The organism is Streptomyces sp. Root431 (assembly GCF_001426585.1).
Lineage (GTDB): Bacteria > Actinomycetota > Actinomycetes > Streptomycetales > Streptomycetaceae > Streptomyces > Streptomyces stackebrandtii.
In genome coordinates this window covers 399,058-418,774 of sequence record NZ_LMEI01000011.1, presented here as the reverse complement: position 1 = coordinate 418,774, position 19,717 = coordinate 399,058, and the positions used below count along the sequence as shown (strand labels likewise).

Annotated in this window: 12 protein-coding genes; 8 read left to right on the top strand and 4 right to left on the bottom strand. The window is 74.1% G+C overall.

The features are described from left to right. Positions 1 to 120: 120 nt before the first annotated feature. From ASC82_RS21565 to ASC82_RS21530, 8 genes are all read left to right on the top strand, one after another. Positions 121 to 2,259 (top strand): right-handed parallel beta-helix repeat-containing protein, encoded by a 2,139-nt coding sequence (locus tag ASC82_RS21565; RefSeq protein WP_242427726.1) that lies wholly within the window; start codon positions 121 to 123, stop codon positions 2,257 to 2,259. Next, entirely contained in the window at positions 2,256 to 3,140 is an 885-nt protein-coding gene (locus ASC82_RS21560) for a hypothetical protein (protein ID WP_056650491.1), read from the top strand. Before ASC82_RS21565 ends, ASC82_RS21560 begins: the two co-directional genes overlap by 4 nt. Beyond that, positions 3,137 to 4,405, top strand: a complete 1,269-nt coding sequence (locus tag ASC82_RS21555; RefSeq protein WP_056650489.1) for a hypothetical protein — start codon at positions 3,137 to 3,139, stop codon at positions 4,403 to 4,405. The genes ASC82_RS21560 and ASC82_RS21555 overlap by 4 nt, the downstream gene beginning before the upstream one ends. A 63-nt stretch (positions 4,406 to 4,468) precedes the next feature. Continuing rightward, positions 4,469 to 5,158: a TetR/AcrR family transcriptional regulator gene (locus tag ASC82_RS21550; protein ID WP_056650486.1), complete on the top strand. Its 690-nt coding sequence runs from the start codon at positions 4,469 to 4,471 to the stop codon at positions 5,156 to 5,158. 111 nt (positions 5,159 to 5,269) lie between these two features. Further along, positions 5,270 to 7,477 (top strand): molybdopterin oxidoreductase family protein, encoded by a 2,208-nt coding sequence (locus ASC82_RS21545; RefSeq protein WP_056650483.1) that lies wholly within the window; start codon positions 5,270 to 5,272, stop codon positions 7,475 to 7,477. Between the two features lie 131 nt (positions 7,478 to 7,608). Next, positions 7,609 to 9,015 (top strand): citrate:proton symporter, encoded by a 1,407-nt coding sequence (locus ASC82_RS21540; protein WP_056650481.1) that lies wholly within the window; start codon positions 7,609 to 7,611, stop codon positions 9,013 to 9,015. Between the two features lie 172 nt (positions 9,016 to 9,187). Continuing rightward, positions 9,188 to 9,886: a hypothetical protein gene (locus ASC82_RS21535; protein ID WP_056650478.1), complete on the top strand. Its 699-nt coding sequence runs from the start codon at positions 9,188 to 9,190 to the stop codon at positions 9,884 to 9,886. A 73-nt stretch (positions 9,887 to 9,959) separates the two neighbouring features. Continuing rightward, entirely contained in the window at positions 9,960 to 10,643 is a 684-nt protein-coding gene (locus ASC82_RS21530; protein WP_056650475.1) for a class F sortase, read from the top strand. Positions 10,644 to 10,679: 36 nt separating this feature from the next. Here the strand turns inward: ASC82_RS21530 and ASC82_RS31200 are convergent, their stop codons facing one another. The 4 genes from ASC82_RS31200 to ASC82_RS21515 form a co-directional block, all read right to left on the bottom strand. Continuing rightward, complete coding sequence (locus ASC82_RS31200; RefSeq protein ID WP_242427725.1) at positions 10,680 to 11,636, bottom strand: hypothetical protein; 957 nt, start codon at positions 11,634 to 11,636, stop codon at positions 10,680 to 10,682. After that, complete coding sequence (locus tag ASC82_RS21525) at positions 11,558 to 14,017, bottom strand: AAA family ATPase (RefSeq protein WP_242427724.1); 2,460 nt, start codon at positions 14,015 to 14,017, stop codon at positions 11,558 to 11,560. Before ASC82_RS21525 ends, ASC82_RS31200 begins: the two co-directional genes overlap by 79 nt. Positions 14,018 to 14,137: 120 nt before the next feature. Beyond that, positions 14,138 to 17,002, bottom strand: coding sequence for an FG-GAP-like repeat-containing protein (locus tag ASC82_RS21520; RefSeq protein WP_056650472.1), 2,865 nt, complete (start codon positions 17,000 to 17,002; stop codon positions 14,138 to 14,140). Further along, complete coding sequence (locus ASC82_RS21515) at positions 17,002 to 19,587, bottom strand: S8 family serine peptidase (protein WP_056650469.1); 2,586 nt, start codon at positions 19,585 to 19,587, stop codon at positions 17,002 to 17,004. Before ASC82_RS21515 ends, ASC82_RS21520 begins: the two co-directional genes overlap by 1 nt. Between the last annotated feature and the right edge of the window lie 130 nt (positions 19,588 to 19,717).

The following is a 19,717-nucleotide window of genomic DNA, read 5'->3' as shown; positions in this document are numbered from 1 at the left end:
TCCTATGCATGACCGTAGGATTCCGCGACGCTCACGTCAACGGGGTGTGGCCGGAGGTGTTCCGGATTGATGCCGCACGAGGGGGTCAGAAAAGATGAACAATGCTCTACTCTCACGCGCATGTCCTGGACCCGAAGATTCGTCCTCGTCCTCTCGGTCGTGCTCGCGGCCCTCGCCGGAGCCCTGCTCGCCGCGCCCGGGGCCCAGGCCCACGAGGAGCGGCCCGTCACCTTCCCCGACGGCTCCGGCACCGTGCCGAAGCCCCGCACGGGCGAACCCGACCTCCTCGTCTGCAAGACCGACCGCGCCGACTTCGCACGTCGCATATCCGGCTTCCCCGCCCCGGTGAAGGCCCGCAACCTCGCCCTCCTCGACCGCTGCGCCCGCGACGGCTACCGCCACCTCCAGGAGGCCGTCGACGCCGTCGACCGGCCGGGGATGACGATCGCCGTCCTCCCCGGGCTCTACGAGGAGGAGCCCTCACTGCCCAAGCCCACCGGCGCGTGCGCCGCGCTCAAGGCCCCGAACTCCTCGCTCGGCTACCAGATCCTCAGCTACGAGCAGCAGCGGCAGTGCCCGCACAACCAGAACCTGGTCGCGATCCTCGGCAAGAAGGACCTCCAGATCGAAGGCACCGGCGCCTCCCGCCTGGACGTCGTCTTCGACGCCAAGTACCAGAAGCTCAACGCCATCCGGGCCGACCAGTCCGACGGCGTCTACTTCCGCAACTTCACCGCCCAGCGCACGACCTTCAACTCGCTCTACGTCCTCGCCGCCGACGGCTTCGTCATCGACGACGTCCTCACCCGCTGGAACGACGAGTACGGCTTCCTCACCTTCGCCTCCGACCACGGCCTCTACAAGAACTGCGAGTCGTACGGCAACGGCGACTCCGGCATCTATCCCGGCTCGGCCTCCAACATCAACGACGGCCGCGGCTACGACGTCCCCCGCTACTCCATCGAGATCACCGGCTGCCGCAGCCACCACAACATGGTCGGCTACTCCGGCACCGCCGGAGACTCCGTCTGGGTCCACGACAACGAGTTCGACCACAACATGGGCGGCGCCTCCATGGACTCCGCCTTCCCCGGCCACCCCGGACTGCCCCAGAACCACGCCCGCTTCGAACGCAACCTGATCCACGACAACAACGAGAACTACTACCCATACGTCGCCGACGGCACCTGCGCCAAGCCGCCCGTCGACCGCGGCTACGAACGCGGCGTCGTCTGCCCCCAGATCTCCATGCCGCCCGGCACCGGCATCATCACCGCCGGCGGCAACTGGAACCTCTACGAGAACAACTGGGTGTACGGCCACCAGCGCACCGCCTTCTACCTCAACGCCGTGCCCGCCTTCATCCGCGGCGAGTCCGCCTGGGGCAAGCAGACCGACACCTCCCACCACAACCGCTACGCCGACAACCACCTCGGCGTCGACAAGGCCGGCAACTCCCGCCCCAACCGCACCGACGTCTGGTGGGACGGCCAGGGCAGCGGCAACTGCTGGCAGACCGATGCCGGCGCCGCCAGCCCCGGTGCCCTCCCCGGCTGCGGGGCGCGCCGCGGCGACGTCTCCGGAAACACCGACCGCCTCGTCGGCGAGCCCGTCAAGCTCGCCCAGCTCCTCGTCTGCGCCGACTACAGCGTCCAGGCGCGCCGCCTCCCGGCAGGCTGCGACTGGTACGGCGCCCGGGGCCTCCAGCGCGTCGAGACCCAGCTCGCCCTCGGTAGCGCCCTCGTCCTCGCCCTGGCCGGCTTCGCCCTGTGGTGGCGTCGCCTGCGCGGCAACCGGCTCGCGGCCGTGGCCACCCTCCTCGGCCTCGCGGGCCTGATCCTGGACGTGGCCGGCTCGACCCTCGCCCTCACCCCGACCGTCGTCCCGGCCCTCGCACTGCTCCTCACCGGCGTCTGGTGGACCGTCATCGGCCTCGCCCTGCGGCCCACCCGCCCCGTCTTCGCCTGGACCACGGTGGCCCTCGGCGCCCTCACCCTGCTCGACGCCTTCGACAAGGCGGTCCTGATGGTCCCGGGCATCCCCCTCAGCCCCGCCTGGTTCCGCCTGCTGCTCGGCGTCGTCTGGGTCCTCTGGGCGGTGATCGCGGCAGGCGCCCGCACCCCGCGGACGACCATCCCGGGGGAGCAGAGGGGGTCCGAGCCCGAGGCGGAGTCCGCGTCCGCGTCCGAGGCGGAGCCCGCCACCGTCCTCCCTGGGTCCTCCGCCGACCCGCGGCCCCGTGAGGAGGGGACGGCGTGACGCACCCGCGCGGGGCGGCGGCGCCCCTCCTCTCCCTGGTGCTCGTCCTGGCTGCCGCGCTGTCCCTCTCGGGCTGCGGCGGCCGGGCCACCACCCACCACAAGCCCGGCACCACCCACGAGGAGGCCAGTGGAAGCAGCGGCACCCTGCTCCCCGCCCGCGACGAGTCCGGCCACCGGCTGCGGGAGGTCCCCGCGGCGACCGCCCCCACGGTCCGGGTCGAGGTCAGGCCCGACACCGAGGGCGGCTGGAACGTCCACCTCACGGTGGAGAGGTTCCGCTTCACCCCGGACAGCACCGGCGGCGCCGCCCTCCCCGGCCGGGGCCACGCCCGCCTCCTGGCCGACGGCCGGGAGACCGCCCGCCTGTACGGCGCCTGGGGGTACGTACCTCCCGGCGTCCGTACCCTGACCGTCCGCCTCCACGCGGACGACCACACCGTCTGGGCCGTCGCCGGCGCCCCCGTCCAGGCCACCGTCCGGCTGGACGGCACCCCCGCCGCCTCGGCGCCGCCGTCCGCCACGGGCACGGGCACCGCCGCGCCGCCGACCACCCCGCCGTCCGCCACGGGCACGGACACCGCCACCACCGCCCCGCCGACCCCCCTGCCGTCCGAGACCGGCCGGACCGTCACCCTCACCATCACCGGAAAGACCGTTCAGCCACCCCCTGACCGCATCGAGTTGAAGAAGGGCGAGCGCCTCACCCTCCGCGTCACCGGCGACCGCGCCGACACCCTCCACGTGCACGGCTACGACCGCGAACTCCCCCTCTCTCCCGGCGTCCCCGCCACCCTCACCCTCACCGCGGACCGCACCGGCCTCTTCGAGGTCGAGACCCACGACTCCGGACTCCTCCTGACCCAACTCGTCGTCCGGTGACCGGCGTCCCGCTGGCCCACGGCGTCGGCTCCCGGCACGACCTCCCCCTCTCGCCCTTCTACGCCTACGCGGGCGCCTTCACCGCACTCCTCGTCTCCTTCCTCGCCCTAGGGCTGCTCTGGTCCTCGTCCCGCTTCCGCGGCGACGAGGCCGGGCGGCCCGTCCCGGCGGCCCTCCAGCGGGTGGCCGACGCTCCGGCCACCCGCACCACCCTCCGGCTCCTGGGCGCCGCCGCCGCCCTCCTGTTCCTCCTCCACCTCCTCCTCGGCCCCGACGACCCGGACCGCAACCCCGCCCCCGGCGCCCTCTACGTCCTCCTCTGGGTCGGACTCGTCCCCGCCTCCCTCCTCCTCGGCCCCGTCTGGCGCCTCCTCAACCCGCTCCGCACCCTCCACTCCCTCCGCCCGCCACGGAGCCCCCGCCCGATCCCCGCCGCACTCGGCATCCGCCCGGCCGCCGCGGGACTCCTCCTCTTCACCTGGCTCGAACTCGTCGCCCCCGACAACACCTCCACCACCACCCTCCTCATCGCCCTCGCCGTCCACGCCGGCGTCCAACTCATCGGCGCCGCCCGCTACGGCGACCGCTGGTTCGCCCACGCCGACCCCTTCGAGGTCTACTCCTCCCTCCTCGCCCGGCTCTCACCCCTCGGCCGCCGCGCCGACGGCCGCCTGGTCCTGCGCTCCCCCTTCCACAGCCTCGACTCCACCCCGCAGACCCCCGGTCTCGTCGCCACCGTCTGCGTCCTCCTCGGCTCCACCGCCTACGACGGCCTCTCCGACAACCCCCGCTGGATCACCACCCTCCAGACCTCCTCCCTCGACCCCACCGTCACCGCCACGCTCGGCCTGCTCGCCGTCGTCGCCCTCGTCGCCGCCTTCTACGGACTCTGCGCGGGCGCCCTGCGCCTCATGGACCGGTCCCTCACCACACCCCTCACCTCCTTCGCCCACTCGCTCCTGCCCATCGCCCTCGGCTACCTCGTCGCCCACTACTTCTCGCTCTTCGTCACCGAAGGACCACGTACAGTCATCATGGCGGCGGGCACTGACAACGCCCTCTCGCCCGCTCCACCACTGGGTCCCGGCGGCCTCGCGACCCTCCAGGTCGCCGCGATCGTCACCGGTCACGTCCTCGGTGTCGTCGCCGCCCACGACCGGTCCGTCCGGCTCTTCCCGCCGGCCCGCGCCGTCGCGGGCCAACTGCCGCTGTTCGTGCTGATGATCGCGTACACCCTCGGAGGCATCGGCCTGCTCATCGCCTGACGCCCGAAGGGAATCGCGGAATCCTCTTGGGCGAGTGAGCCTCATCCCGACCGGAACGGCATCATGGTCCCCGTGCCCCAGACCCGCCCGAAGACCCCGCCGGTGCTCCGCCGCGCCCCCGTCCAGCAGCGCAGCGCCGAGCGGCTCGCCCGGATCCTCGACGCCTGCGCCGTCCTCCTCGACGAGACCGGCTACGAACAGCTGAGCACCCGGGCCGTCGCCGCCCGCGCCGGCGTTCCCATCGGCTCCGTCTACCGCTTCTTCGGCAACAAGCGGGCGATGGTCGCCGCCCTCGCCCACCGCAACCTCGACCAGTACGCCGAGCGGATCTCCACCCGCTTCGCGGCGACGCCCGTCCTCGACGCGTACGGAGCCATCGACGGCGTCCTCGACGAGTTCATCGCCATGAAGCGGACCGTCCCGGGCTTCGCGCTCGTCGACTTCGGCGTGCCGGGAGGCGCGCCGGGCGAGACGGCGGAGGACTCCGAGGCCGGTGCCGACGAGGCGGGGGAGGACGCGGACGGCTCCGCCGGGCATCCCAACGACCTCGTCGCCGATCGGCTCTGCTCGCTGCTCGCCGTCCACCTCGGCCGCGCCGCCGACGAGGCCCTGCGCCGGAAGGTCCTGGTCGGCGTCGAGACCGCCGACGCCCTCGTCCGGCTCGCCTTCCGGACGGACCCGGACGGCGACCCGGCGCTCGTCGACGAGACCCGCCAACTCCTGTACGCCTACCTGGCGCCCTCGCTCTCCTAGCCTCCGCGGGGGAGCCGACGCCTCGCTCCCGCACCCGGCTCCCGCACACCCCTCCCGTACGTGCCTACCGGTCGGTATGCTCGGCGCCACCCGACGCACCAGGGAGACGCCATGCCCACCGTCCTGCGCATCTGCCCCCTCTGCGAAGCGACCTGCGGACTGACGCTGACCCTGACGCCCGACGGCTCCCGGGTCACGGGAGCCCGCGGCGACCGCGAGGACGTCTTCAGCCAGGGGTTCGTCTGTCCCAAGGGCGCCGCCTTCCCCGAGGTCGACGCCGACCCGGACCGGCTCCGCCGCCCGCTCGTCCGCAAGGACGGCCGGCTCCAGGAGGCGAGCTGGGCCGAGGCGTTCGACACCATCGCCGCCCGGATCCGGCCGCTGATCGAGGAGTACGGGCCGGACTCCGTGGGTATCGTCCTCGGCAACCCCAATGTGCACACGATCGCCGGCGCCCTCTACCCGCCCCTCCTCATCGGCGCCCTGCGCACGCGGAACCTCTTCACCGCGTCCACGCTCGACCAGATGCCCAAGCACGTCTCCAGCGGCCTGCTGTTCGGGGACCCCTTCGCCGTGCCCGTCCCGGACCTCGACCGCACCCACCACCTCCTGATCCTCGGCGCCAACCCGCTGGACTCCAACGGAAGCCTCTGCACCGCCCCCGACTTCCCCGGCAGGCTCAAGGCGCTCCGCCGGCGCGGCGGCACCCTCACCGTCGTCGACCCCCGGCGCACCCGCACCGCGCGCGTCGCCGACCGCCACGTCGCCATCCGCCCCGGCGCCGACGCGCTCCTCCTCGCCGCCCTCGTCCACACCCTCTTCGCGGAGGACCTCACCGACCTCGGCCCGCTCGCCGCCCAAGTCGAAGGCGTCGAGGAGGTACGGGCGGCGGTGCGGGAGTTCACCCCCGAGGCCGTCGCCCCCGCCTGCGACGTGGACGCCGCCACGATCCGTACCCTCGCCCGCGAACTGGCCGCCGCGCCCTCCGCCGCCGTCTACGGACGGATGGGCAGCTCCACCGTGGAGTACGGCACTCTCGGCAACTGGCTCGTCGACGTCCTCAACGTCCTCACCGGCAACCTCGACCGGCCCGGAGGCGCGCTCTTCCCGCTCTCCGCCACCGCCCCGGCCCCCCGTCCGCCGGGCCCCGGCAGGGGTTTCGACCTCGGCCGCCGGCACAGCCGCGTCTCCCACCACCCCGAGGTCAAGGGGGAGTTGCCGCTGGTCGCGCTCGCCGAGGAGATCGAGACGCCGGGGGACGGACGCATCCGGGCGGTCATCACCGTCGCCGCCAACCCCGTCCTGTCCGCCCCCGACGGGAACCGGCTCGACGCGGCCCTCGGCTCCCTCGACCTCATGGTCGCCGTCGATCCGTACCTCAACGAGACCACCCGCCACGCCGACGTCGTCCTGCCCCCGCCCCCGCCCTCCCGGAGCGCCCACTTCGACTTCGCCTTCAACGGCTTCGCCGTCCGCGACCAGGCCCGCTACACCCCGGCCGCCGTCCCCCTTGAAGCGGACGCGATGGACGAGTGCGAGATCCACGCCCGGCTGATCCTCGCCGTCTCCGGCATGCACGGCGCCCCGCCGTCCGCCGTCGACGACCTCGCGATCGACACCACCCTCGCCAAGGCCGTCGCGCAGGAGCACTCACCGGCGTACGGCGCGGATCCGAAGGAGTACGCGGCCGGGCTCACCGGCGCCACCGGCCCCGAGCGCCGCCTCGACCTGATGCTGCGCCTCGGCCCGTACGGACTCACCCTCGACGAGCTGCGGGCCCGGCCGCACGGCATCGACCTCGGCCCGCTCAAGCCGCGCGTCCAGCAGGTTCTCAAGACCCGCAGCGGCCGGATCGAACTCCTCCCCGCGCCGATCGCCGCCGACCTGCCCCGCCTGCGCGCCGCGCTGCACGCCGTACCGGCCCCCGGCACCCTCCAGCTCGTCGGGCGCCGGCACCTGCGCTCGAACAACAGCTGGCTGCACAACACCCCCGCCCTGGGCGGCGGCTCCAACCGCTGCACCCTCCAGGTGCACCCCGAGGACGCGGCCCGCCTGCGCCTGGCCGACGGCGCACCCGCCCGGATCACCGGGGACGGCGGCTCCCTCGACGTGCCGGTGGAGATCACCGACGGGGTGCGCCCCGGCGTGGTGAGCCTCCCGCACGGCTGGGGCCACGACCGGCCCGGCACCCGGCTCTCCGTGGCGGCCGCGCGGCCCGGCGTCAACGTCAACCAGCTCCTCGACGGTTCCCGGATCGACCCCCTCTCCGGCACCGCCGTCCTCAACGGCTTCCCCGTCGAGGTGGCGCCCCTGCCGTGACCTCGGCTCTGACCTGGGGTTTTGCTCGTATTGCTCACGCGTCAACATCTTGTTAACGGCAGAAGAGGGCACCTACCGTCATCCGGACCGCCGCTCGGCGGCAGTTCAAGGGTGAACGTGAGGTGTCCTCCATGCTGACCGTCCTCGGCTTCGCCATGATCGCGACCTTCCTGGTCCTGATCATGATGAAAAAGATGTCGCCGATCGCGGCGCTCGTGCTGATCCCCGCGCTCTTCTGCGTCGCGGTGGGGCAGGGGGCCCAGCTCGGCGACTACGTGATCGAGGGGGTCGGCAAGCTGGCGCCGACCGCCGCGATGCTGATGTTCGCGATCGTCTACTTCGGCGTCATGATCGACGTCGGCCTCTTCGACCCGATCGTCCGGGGCATCCTGCGCTTCTGCAAGGCCGACCCCGTACGCGTCGTCGTGGGCACGGCGGTGCTCGCCGCGATCGTCTCCCTGGACGGCGACGGCTCCACCACCTTCATGATCACCGTCTCGGCGATGTATCCGCTCTACAAGCGGCTCGGCATGAGCCTGGTCGTCATGACCGGTGTCGCGGCCACCGCCAACGGCGTCATGAACACCCTGCCCTGGGGCGGCCCCACGGCCCGCGCCGCGACCGCGCTGAAGCTGGACGCCGCCGACATCTTCGTCCCGATGATCCCCGCGCTCGGCATGGGCCTGCTCTTCGTCTTCGTCCTGGCGTACGTCCTCGGGCGCCGGGAGCGCAAGCGCATCGGCTACCTCACCCTCGACGAGGTCCTGGTCCCGGAGACCGAGACCGTGCTGGTCGCGGCGGGTGGCGGCGGTACGGACACGAACGCGAGCACGAACACGGCGAAGAAGCCGGTCGGCGGATCCGGCGAGAGCGCCGGTACGGGTGACGGCGACGGCTTCCAGGGGCTCGACCCGAACCGTACGACCCTCCGCCCCAAGCTGTACTGGTTCAACGCAGGCCTCACGGTCGCGCTGCTCACCGCGATGATCCTGGAGCTGCTGCCGATCCCGGTCCTGTTCCTCCTCGGCGCCGCGCTCGCGCTCACCGTCAACTACCCGAACATGGCCGAGCAGAAGGCCCGGATCGCCGCCCACGCGGAGAACGTCCTCAACGTCGCGGGCATGGTCTTCGCCGCCGCCGTCTTCACGGGCGTGCTGACCGGTACGGGCATGGTCAAGCACATGGCCGACTGGCTGGTCGGCGCCATCCCCGAGGGCATGGGCCCGCACATGGCCGTGGTCACCGGCGTCCTGAGCCTCCCGCTCACCTACTTCATGTCGAACGACGGCTTCTACTTCGGTGTCCTGCCGGTCCTCGCGGAGGCCGGCGCGGCCCACGGCGTGTCGCCCCTGGAGATCGCCCGGGCCTCGCTGGTCGGCCAGGCCCTGCACATGTCCAGCCCGCTCGTGCCCGCCGTGTACGTCCTCGTCGGCATGGCGAAGGTGGAGTTCGGCGACCACACCCGGTTCACGGTGAAGTGGGCCGCGCTGACCTCGCTGGTCGTGCTGGCGGCGGGGATCCTCTTCGGGATCATCTGAGCCGGGCGGCCCCGGCCCGGCCCCTCCCGTGTGGCGACGGGGAGTGGGCCGGACGGGTGGAGACGGAGGCCGGCACGGTCGGGTCGTCACCGTTTGTGTCCATGTCGTGACAGATAGTCGGATTATCGCAATGCGCGTCCGCTGTGCTCACTCACGACTGGAGGACCTCCCCATGACGACTCCCCCCACCCGCACTCTGCTCCGCGCGGCACTCGCCACCCTGGCGCTCGGCAGCGTGACCCTCGCCGGCGCCCCGGCGGCCTTCGCTGCGCCCGGCGACAACGGTGACGTCAAGGTCCACCGACAGGGCACCCCGGACACCAGCCAGGAGAACGAGCCCCGGGTCGGATGCGTCTTCCGCTTCGCGGCCTTCAACTTCGACGGCCTGCAGAGCATCCAGTGGAACATCTACGAGCAGCCGGGCCAGCCAGGCAACCAGGACCCGTCGCTGAAGAACGGCAGCATCGCCGTCGACAGCAACGGTGACGGACACACGGACGACATCACCGGCCTGTCGTCCGGCATGTACAAGGTCGAATGGACGTGGGTGGGCCAGAACGGCGCGGCGAAGTCGAAGGTCTTCCGGGTCAGTTGCCCCGGCGGCGTCATCACCAACCCGACGCCGACTCCGACCGCCACCAACGGGAACGGCGGACCCGGCGGAGGCCCCGGCGGGAACGGTCACGGCAAGCCCCCGCACCACAAGCCCCCGCACGGCCCGGTCGGCGCGGGCGGCGGCGGCAGCGCGCCGATCGCCGCCGAGGACTCCTCGGCCTTCGGCATCGGGGCGGCCGTCGCGGCGGGCCTCGCCGGCACGGCCGGACTGGTCCTGATCCGTCGCTCGCGCCGCCGCGACAATGGCGCCGCGTAGGTCCGGCCTTACGCGCCGGTGCCGCCTCACGCGGCGGCGGCGGCGACTCCTCCGGCTCGCCAGAACCGTCACGGTGACGTGCGTCCTGGTGACCGGGGTCGCCTGGTGGTCCGGGGACGGGGAACCGGCCGACCCGCCGCTCGCCGCGGGCTCGGCCGCCCCCGCCGCGGCGGGACCCGCCGCGGCGGGGGCGGCGGCCGGCGCCCCGGCCGCCCTCGACCACAAGGCCAAGGCCCGGGCGCTCCCCAAGGCCGCGCCCTCGTCCCGGCCGGCGCCGCCACCCCCGCCGCTCGCCCGCTCGCGCCCCACGGCGCTCGCCGTCCCGGCCATCACCATCGAGGCCCCGGTCATCGACCTCGGTCTCGACGCCGCCGGCCGGCTCGCCACCCCGCCCGTCGACAACCCCCGGGTCGTCGGCTGGTACGCGAAGGGCGCCACCCCCGGGGAGCGCGGCACCGCCGTCGTCGTCGGGCACCGCGACACCCGCAGCGGGCCCGCCGTCTTCCTCAACCTCGACTCCCTCAGCCCCGGCAACACCGTCCGGGTCGCCCGCGCCGACGGCAAGGTCGCCGTCTTCACGGTCGACCGCGTCCGGACGTACGCCAAGGCCGACTTCCCCGACAAGGAGGTGTACGGCGCCACAGGCCGGCCCGAACTGCGGCTGCTCACCTGTGGCGGAGCATTCGACCGCGGTACGGGCTACGAGGCGAACATCGTCGTCTTCGCCCACCTCACCGACATCGACCGGACGATCTGACGATCCGACCGACGGGCCCCAGCCGCGCCCGTCGGTCTATCCGCGTCCGCCGCCCGCCCCGCCCCGGCGGGCTCCCGCCACCCGGCGTGCGCCCGCCGGATACGGCAGCTCCTCCGCCAGGACGGCCGCGCGGTCGAAGCCCTCCGCCGCCTCCCGCTCCCGGCCCAGCGCCGCGAGCGCGGCGGCCCGTGCCGTACGGGCGTCGGTCTCCGCGAGCCGTTCACCGGCCCGCTCCGCCCGCCCGACCTCGGCGCCCGCGACCTCCGCGGCCTCCGCGGCCCGCCCGCACGCCAGCAGCGCCCAGGCCCTCAACTGCGCCGTGCCGGCCTCCTGGTACCCCGCGAGCAGCCGCAGCGCCTCCTCCGGCCTGCCCTCCCGCACCGCCAGCTCGGCCCGCGCCGACCGCACCTCGTACTCGGCCTGATGGTCGCCCTGCGTCACCGCCGTCCGCTCGGCCGGGTCCAGCAGCTCGCTCCCACCGGGACCGGCGTCCCGCATCCGTACGCGGGCGAGCGCCACCAGCGCGTACGGCGCGCACCACACCGCGTGCGACTCCGTGTCCCGCACCGCCGTCTCGGCGAACTCCCGAGCCTCCGCCACCTCCTCCACGAGGAGGTGGAGCTCCGCCAGGTTGGCCCGCTCGAAGACCGTCGCCGTCGGATCGCCCGAGCGCTCCGCGAGCGCGAGCGCCCGGCGGCCCGTCGCGATCGCCTCCCGCAGCCGGCCCGCCCGCCGCGCCGTCTCACGCAGCACCGAGAGCACCGAGGCCAGCAACTGCGGATCGCCGTACGCCTCCGCGTGCGGAAGCGCCCGGTCCGCGACCGGGCCCGCCTGGCCGAACCGGCCCGCGAGGCCCAGTGACGTCGCCCGCGCGGCCAGCGCCCTGGCGAGCAGCCCGCGCCGCTCGGGACCCGTCACCGCCTGCGCCGCGTCCTCCGCGGCCCGCGCGGCGACCACGCCCTCCTCGTACCGGCCCGCGACGAAACACAGCACCCCGCGGGCCAGATGGTGGGCGCTCCCACGGCGGCCGGCGTCCCGGGCCCGGGCGGGCAGGAGTCGAGCAGCCGGAAACCGTCCTCCGTACCGCGCGTCTTCGGCATCAGCTCCGCGAGCCGCGCCGCCGCGAGCACCCGGCCGTCCGCGTCCCCGTGCCTCTCCAGCTCCTCCAGGGCCTCGCCGAGCAGCCGCGCCGCCTCGTCGAAGCGGCCCAGGCGGCGCAGCACGGCGCTCCGGTCGATCCGCGCCCGCGCGGACTCGGCGGCGAGCGCGTCGAGACGGCCGGTGAGTTCGGCGTAGTAGCGGTCGGCGGTGTCGTTCGCGTAGAGCGCCGCCGCCCGCTCGGCGGCCTGCCGCAGATAGCCCGTGGCGCGCGGGTCGTCCGCCCGGGTCAGATGGGTGGCGAGGGTGTCCACGGCATCGGGGCGGCGGCGCAGCACGGCCTCCGCGTACGCCGAGTGCAGGAGCCGGCGACGGGCCGCCGAGAGCCCTTCGTAGCAGGTCAGCCGGACCAGCGGATGACGGAAGGCGAGCCCGGCGACGGGCCGGCCCTCGCTGACCACCCGCCGCTCCTCGACCACCGACGCGGCGACGGCCACCTCCACGGCCTCCGTGGCCTCGGCCGCCGAGAGCCGCGGATGGCCGCCGCGCCGGGCCACGTCGAGGACCTCGGTGAGGGCCGCGTCCTGCCCGGCGACCGCGACCGCGTCGACGACCCGGCGGGCCGCGGGACCCAGCCGGCCCAGGCGTTCCGCGACCAACTGCCGTACGCCCTCCGGGGTGCCGGTCCGCCCGTCCCCGTCCCGCACGGCACGGGCCAGTTCGAGGGCGAACAGCGGATTGCCGAGCGACAGCTCCCACACCCGCTCCGGTACGGCTCCGTCGGCGCCCAGCGCGTCCGCCGTCAGCGCCAGGCACGCCTCGCGGGACAGCCGGGGCAGTTCGACGGAACCGGCGAGGGACTGGCGAAGGAGCTGGTCGAGCACCTGGCGTCGAAGGTCGGACGCCGGAAGTTCCTCAGGACGGACAATGGCGAGAAATCGCCAGGTACTTCCCACCTCCCGGGACCGGCGGGCAAGATGGCTGAGGAGCTGGAACGAGCCCGCGTCCCCCGCGTGGAGGTCGTCCAGCACCACCATCACGGGCCGCTCGGCCGCCAGTTCTCCGAGCAGCCCCGCCGTCGCCCGGAACAGCCGGTCCCGCTCCTCCTCGGGACTGCGCCCGCTCTCCGGACGCACCCGCCCCAAGGACGGCAGGAGCGCCGCCAGTTCGGGATACTCCGCGCCCGCCCTGGCCCGCTCCGCGGTCGGCCGGTCCGCCAGCCAGCCGTCCAGGGCCTCGGTGAACGGGCCGTACGGCGTGTGCCCCTCCGCGTCGTGACCCGCACCCCACAGCACGGCCGTCCCCCCGGCGGCCGCCCGCCGGGCCGCCTCCCCGGCGAGACGTGTCTTGCCGAGCCCCGCCTCCCCGGTGAGCACGAGCACGGGCGGGGCATCGGCGGCGAGCAGCCGGGAGAGGAGTTCGTCCCGGCCGCGCAGCGGAGCGGTGGGCGGCTGCCGCACCACGGCCGGAAGCACGGGCCCCACCGAGCGGGGCGCCGGCACGGGCGCGGCCAGGGCGGCCCGGTGCAGCCGCTCGGTCTCCGGGCCCGGGCGCACGCCGAACTCCGCGTCCAGCGCCTCCCGGCACAGGTGGTACTGGGCCACCGCGCGGCGCCGCAGCCCCTGCCGTACGTACGCCTCGATGAGGACCCGGTGCGCCTCCTCCTCCGCCGGGGCCGCAGCGAGGACCTGCTCGGCCGCGGGGACCGCCTCCTCGGGGGCGCCCGCGGACAGGTGGGCGGCGGCGAGGGCGAGCAGGGCGCGCTCCCGCAGCGCGGAAAGCCGCTCGCGGCGGGGCTCGGCCCACGGCGCGTAGCGGTCCTCGGGCAGCAGCTCTCCCGTGAACGCCGCCAGGGCGGCGGCGAGTTCGGCGCGCCCGCCGTGCGCGAGCGCCGCCTCCGCCAGGGCCTCGGCCCCGTCGGCGTCGATCCGTACCGTCCGCGGGTCGAGCCGCAGCAGGGAGCCCTCGCCGGTCAGATAGGAGGAGACGGACCGGGGCGCCAGCTCGGGTTCGATCGCGCGGCGGGCCGCGTGGAGCGCGACGCGCAGACTGCCGAGCGCGGCCTGCGGATCCGCGTCCGGCCAGCAGATCTCCATCGCCTGCTCGCGGTGGAGGCTGTGGCCGGGGGAGACCGCGAGGAGTTTCACCAGCGTGCGCGCGCTCGGACGCGGCCACCGCTCGGAGAGCGGCGGCCCGCCGTCCCGGTCCACCCGGAACCCGCCGAAGAGGCGCACTCGCAGCATCGGAGGCGCGCCCGCTGGTATGTCTGCGCTCATGAGGGCGCCCACTGTAATGGGTGCCCCGTGCACCGGAATGGTGTGGTCCGGATTTCCGACGCGGCGACCCCCGCCCGGTGGTCCGGACGGGGGTCGCCGAGGGGCGGGGCCCGCGAGGGGTTACTGAGCGGTCAGCCGGCCCGTCACCATGCCGTGCATCGAGTTGTCCTGGAGCAGGTAGCGCCCGCCGGACAGTTCGATCGTCCGGTCGAAGCCCGTGTCGTCCTTGCCGAGCCCGACGACCTCGTCCACCCCGTCGCCGTCGAGGTCGGCGACGACCTGGTTCTGGATCGCGTAGCCGCCCAGCTCGGCCACCTGGTCCGGGTACTGGTCGCCCGCCGTGAGCACCGCCGGGTCCCACAGGTAGGTCGCGCCCTCGGTGCCGCCGAAGATCAGTCGCCGCCCGCCCGGACCCGTGCCGAACTCCGCGCGGTGCAGGGTCGGCAGCGTGTAGATCTCGTACTCCTCGCCGTCCTTGCCGAAGGTGCGCAGCGAGGCCGTGCCGGCGAGGACGAGGCCCTCGTCGCCGGTGAACCAGTTGCCGAGCGTCCAGGCGCCGCCGCCGGTCGACGTGTGCACGACCTCGCCCGTGCGGACGTCACGGAACTCGAAGTACGTGACCCAGCCGGTGCCCTCCCGCACGATCCACGAGTAGACGACCGCGTGGCCGTCCGCGTACGGGATGCCGGGCGAGGCGTACACGCCGTGGAAGAGCTGCGCCGCGTACACCTTCGTGTCCGCGTCGCCGGTCCAGGTCGGGTCGGCCGACCAGAGGGCCTTGCCGGTCCGGGCGTCGAGGGCCGTGCCGCCGACGACGGCCGTCCCGTCGCTCACCCCGCGCGTCTGGTACGAGCCGAGGACCTTGCCCTCGGCGACGGCGAGGTCGGAGAAGACCAGGCCGGGCGCGGGCGCGTAGGACCACAGGGCCCGACCGTCGCCGCTGTAGGCGCGGACCGCGTCGGTCGGCACGAGGATCTCCTCGTCGCCGTCCCGGTCCAGGTCCGCCACCGTGACGGAGCGGACGAACTGCCCCTTCCCGTCGATGGTCTCGCGGACCCGACCGGTGCGGGCGTCCACGACCACCGCCGCCGCGTCGGCCGCGACGACGAGGTCGTCGCGCCGGCCGTCGCCGTCGGTGTCGGCGATCCGGATGTCACCCTGCACGGAGCCGGGCAGGGTGGCCTGCCACAGCATCCGGGGCTTCCCGGAGACCAGCGAGGGCCCGTCGTACGCCCAGAGGCCCTGGGACTGGCCGCCGACGACGACGTCCTGGCGTCCGTCGCCGTTGACGTCGGCCGCGAGGCCCGTGCTCAGGTCGGCCTGGAGCGGGGTGACCGAGGCCTGCCGGCCGCTGCCGAGCCGGTACGAGCGGATGTTCTGCTCGTTGTCCACGGTCCGCACGCGCCACTCGTCGTCCTCGCGGTACGGCTGGGCGTAGATCGGCGAGACGGTCGCGCCGGTGTTCCGCCAGCGGACCTCACCGTCCCGGCCGTTCAGCGCGGTCAGCGTGCCGAAGCGGCTGCCGCCCGGGTTCGCGGCGGTCTCCTTGCCCTCGGTGGTGACGTACGAGGCGAGCACCTTGCCGTCGACGATCCGCAGACCGAGCGCCGAGTCGCCGTCCTTGACGTTGTCCTCGGCGCGCTTGACGGTGTGGGACCACAGCTCGGTGGCGTCGCCGCCGTCCAGGGCGCGCACGGTGGCGGTGTTGACGTACAGGTACTCGTCGAGGGTCGACTCGCTGACCGCGTACTCCGGGGCGGAGTCCCCGCGCAGCTGGCCGATGCGCAGCCCGATGCCGAGGGCGTTGACCCGGGTGTCGAGGGTGGTGCGGGTCCCGTCGGCCGGGTCGTAGGCGGCGAGCTCGTACCGGACGCCGTCGCGGTAGTCGGCCTGCTCGAGCGCGACGAGCCGCTTCCGGGCCGTGTCGTAGGCCAGCTGGCGGGAGTACAGGTCGTCGTCCGTCTGCCAGGCCACCGAGCCGTCGGCCGTGTCGAGGACCAGGGTGTGGCCGGAGGCGGGGGCCGTGTCGGTCTTCTTCACGTACCAGGAGACGGCGACGCGTCCGTTCCCGAGCGGGACGGTCGAGCCCCACCGGCCGTGGCGCTGCCCCGTCTCGTAGGTCCAGGTCGCCGACGGCGCGAGCTGCCCGTCCGCGTACGAGAAGCGGAAGGCCCGGAGGGAAGCGGTGGCGTCCTTCGGGGAGTTGAGGCTCGTCGACGGCTGGTCGCCGACGAGCAGGGTGTCGCCCACGAGCGTGACCTGCTGGGCGTCGGCGAAGAGCCGTGACCACAGCGTCCGGCCCGAGGCGCCGTCGAGGACGGTCACGAAGGTGCCGGTCGTCAGCGAGGAGCCGGGGGAGGTGAACGGGCGGTACGGGCTGGTGCCGACGTCGGCCGTGAAGACGACGTCCGCGACCCCGTCGCCGGTCAGGTCGCCCTGCGTCCAGCCCCGGTCGGAGGTGTCGTTGAACGGGCCGTTGGCGTGGTAGCCGGTGGTGATCCGCGCCGGGTACGGCTCGGTCTGCCACGGACGGATGTTCTTGACCTGCCAGTCCGCGTAGAGCGAGGCGTTGTCCCGCTTCCAGACCGTGCGGCCGTCCTCGGAGAGCCGGGTGACGGTGCCGAGGCTGTGCACGGCGAGGAAGTCGCCGCGACCGCCGCCGAGCTGGGCGGTGTCGGCCTGGCCGCGGTAGGTCTCCAGGGCGGAGGCCGTGGTGAGGCTCAGGCCCCCGGCCGCACTCTCCGCGGTGTCGGCCGTGTCGGCGGTGCCCTGGAGGGTGCTCCGCGCCGGGTCCTGCGGGGTGACGTCGAGCGGCGCCTGCGGTTCGGCGCGCCGCTCCAGGGCGTCGGCCTGGGCGTCGGTGAGGACCCGGCCGAGGGGTTCGTCGTCGGCGTACGCGGTGGTGGCGGGCAGTGCGGTGAGCGCGAGGCCGGCCGCGACGAGAGCGGAGGCGAGGCGCACGCCGCGCCGGGAACGGTGGGTCATCACGCCGCCTTCGGGAAGATACGGATGGCCGAACGGTCCACGAGGACCGCCTGGTCGAAGGAGTACTGCAGGGCGTCCGTGCCGGCCTGGTTCTCGATGCCGACGGTCGCGCCGCCGCCGGTCTCCAGGGCGTTCGCGCCGATCGACTGGTACTGGAGGACGACCGCGCCGGTCGCCTCCTCGAAGACGGCCTCGAAGGTGACGCGCTTCGCGGTGTCGGCGGCGAAGGCCGCGTTCTCCCACACGATCGCGAACCGGCGCTGGCCGGCGGTGCCGCTCACGGCGGTCTTCACGGCCGACTTGGAGTCCAGGGTCAGGTCGTCCCAGAAGGCGGCGAGGATGCCGTTGGGCTGGCCCGGGGAGGGCAGTGCGGTGTTCTTGTAGTCGCCGAGCCGCGGCGCCAGGAAGTTCACCAGTCCGTTGGTGGTGACGCTCGCCTGGCTGTACGGGACGCCGTAGAACGTGACGGGGAACGGCAGGGCGATCGTCTTCGCGTTCTCGTCTCCGGAGAGCGCGACCTTGGCGCTGCCGCCGATCCAGGAGTACGCGGCGGGCAGGCAGGCGTTGCCCGCGGTGTCGGTACGGGCGGGCAGGGCGGCGGTCACGGTCTCCGCGGCGTCGACGGTGAGCGCGGCGCTGTAGGCGCCGTTGCAGAGGGCGGGGGCCGCCGGGGCGGCGGTGAGGGTGAACGAGCCCTCGGCGACGGCCGGGAAGCGGAACGCGCCGGCGGCGTCGGTGACGACGGGGGCGAGGGGGGCGTCCGTGAAGCGGACGGTGGCGCCCTTCAGGGGCTTTCCGCTGACGTCCAGGACGGTGCCGGTGACGGCGTGCGCGGGCACGGCGGCCAGGCCGAGGTCGTGGGCGAGGGACTGGCCGGTGGTGACGGTGAGCGCGTCCTCGACGAGGTCCCGGTAGCCGTAGCCGCCGACCGTGAGGGAGTACGTGCCGGCCGCGAGCGTCAGCCGGTAGGCGCCGGTGGCGTCCGTCGTCACCGAGCGGCGGGCCTCGCCGGCGGTGGCGGTGACGGTGATCCCGGCGAGCGGGGAGCCGGTCGCCCGGTCGGTGACCGTGCCGGTGACGGTGGCCGCGGAGTGCGGCGCGCGGTCCACGGCGGCGAGGATGTCGAGCTTGCCTTCGCCCCAGACGTTGTTGGCGGCCGCGGTGCCGCCGCAGTGGGTGTCGTCGACGTCGCGGGCGGCGCCGTTCAGGGCGGCGCGGGTGCCGTCGATGTCCCCGATGAGGGAGGGGGCCGAGGACCAGAGCAGGGCGACGGCGCCGGCGACGTGCGGGGTGGCCATCGACGTACCGGAGATCGCGCGGTAGGTGTCGCCCGGCCAGGTGGAGCGGACGTCGACGCCCGGGGCGGAGATGTTGGGCTTCATCGAGCCGTCGACGAGGGAGGGGCCGAAGCCGGAGAAGCCGGCGATCTTCCCGTTGACGTCGTAGGCGCCGACGCCGTAGGCCGGGGCCTGGGCGCCGGGGGCCTCGGTGGTGGAGCAGCTCGTGCCGTCGCCGGAGTTGCCCGCCGCGAAGGCCTCGAAGATCCCCGCGGCGTTCCAGGACTGGATGATGTCCTGGTAGAAGGTGGTGTTCCCGCCGCCCCAGGAGTTGTTGACGATGTCGGGGGCGAGGTCGGGGCGCGGGTTCTCGCCGTTGTGGTCGGTCGGCGCCAGGATCCACTGGCCCGACTTCAGCAGCGACGAGTCCGAGCAGCTGCGGGCCTCGCAGCCCTTGGCGGCGATCCACGTGGTGCCGGGGGCGACGCCGACGCCGCCCGCGCCGGCGATGGTGCCCATGGTGTGGGTGCCGTGGCCGTTGTTGTCGCAGGGCGCTCCGCCGGTGCACTGACCGGTCGGGTCGTACCAGTTGTAGTCGTGGCTGAAGGTGCCGTTGCCCAGGTTGCCCCGGTAGTTGCCCTTGAGGGCCGGGTGGTCGTACTGCACGCCCGAGTCGATGTTCGCGACGACGATGCCCTCGCCGCGGTTGTCGTACCGGGACCAGACCTGGTCGGCCCCGATGTCCTTGACGCCCCACTCCGGGGTCACCGCCTCCTCGGCGGACTGCCCGGCGGTCGCGGCGGACTGCATGGCGGTGGCGGAGGCCTGCGCGGCCGTCGCGGAGGACTGCTCGACCGTGTCGAGGGCGTAGTGCCGCTCCTGGCGGAGGGAGGCGACGTCGGGGCGGGCGGCCAGCTTCTCCACCAGGGCCTTGTCGCCGGTGACCTTGACGGCGTTGGCGATCCAGTACGACTCGTAGCCGACCTTGGCGCGGTCGAGGAATCGCGTCAGCGAGAGCTGGCTGCGGGTGGCCTCGGCGCGCAGGGCGTCGAAGGTGGTGCGGGCCTTCTTCTCGTGGCCGCGCTGCGAGCGGGCCCGGGAGAGGTCGGCGCGGTCGGCGAGGACGACGAAGAAGGTCGCCTCACCGTCGGCGGCGACGGCGGCGGTGACGCCGGGGTCGACGGCCGCCCGGGGGGAGGGCGCCGGCGCCGCGGCCACGGCCGGGGTCACGAGCAGGGCCGTCAGGGTGGCGGCGGCCGTGGCCCAGACGGTGGTTCCGCGCCGGATCGGCGAGCGGGGCAGGTGCATGTGTGGGGCTCCTCCAACGCTGGTACGGGGGAAGCCGGCGCCCCGCCACCCCGTACGTACGGACCTGGGGGAAGGCCCTGGGGGAGGTGGGGCGGGCTCGGTCGGGGACGCTAGGACCGGGCCGTTACTG

What these genes read in the sequence shown, in the direction of transcription:
- ASC82_RS21565 (WP_242427726.1), top strand. Translation starts at nt 121, where the DNA reads ATGTCCTGGACCCGAAGATTCGTCCTCGTCCTCTCGGTCGTGCTCGCG.
- ASC82_RS21550 (WP_056650486.1), top strand. Translation starts at nt 4,469, where the DNA reads ATGGTCCCCGTGCCCCAGACCCGCCCGAAGACCCCGCCGGTGCTCCGC.
- ASC82_RS21545 (WP_056650483.1), top strand. Translation starts at nt 5,270, where the DNA reads ATGCCCACCGTCCTGCGCATCTGCCCCCTCTGCGAAGCGACCTGCGGA.
- ASC82_RS21540 (WP_056650481.1), top strand. Translation starts at nt 7,609, where the DNA reads ATGCTGACCGTCCTCGGCTTCGCCATGATCGCGACCTTCCTGGTCCTG.
- ASC82_RS21535 (WP_056650478.1), top strand. Translation starts at nt 9,188, where the DNA reads ATGACGACTCCCCCCACCCGCACTCTGCTCCGCGCGGCACTCGCCACC.
- ASC82_RS21525 (WP_242427724.1), bottom strand. Translation starts at nt 14,017, where the DNA reads ATGAGCGCAGACATACCAGCGGGCGCGCCTCCGATGCTGCGAGTGCGC.
- ASC82_RS21520 (WP_056650472.1), bottom strand. Translation starts at nt 17,002, where the DNA reads ATGACCCACCGTTCCCGGCGCGGCGTGCGCCTCGCCTCCGCTCTCGTC.
- ASC82_RS21515 (WP_056650469.1), bottom strand. Translation starts at nt 19,587, where the DNA reads ATGCACCTGCCCCGCTCGCCGATCCGGCGCGGAACCACCGTCTGGGCC.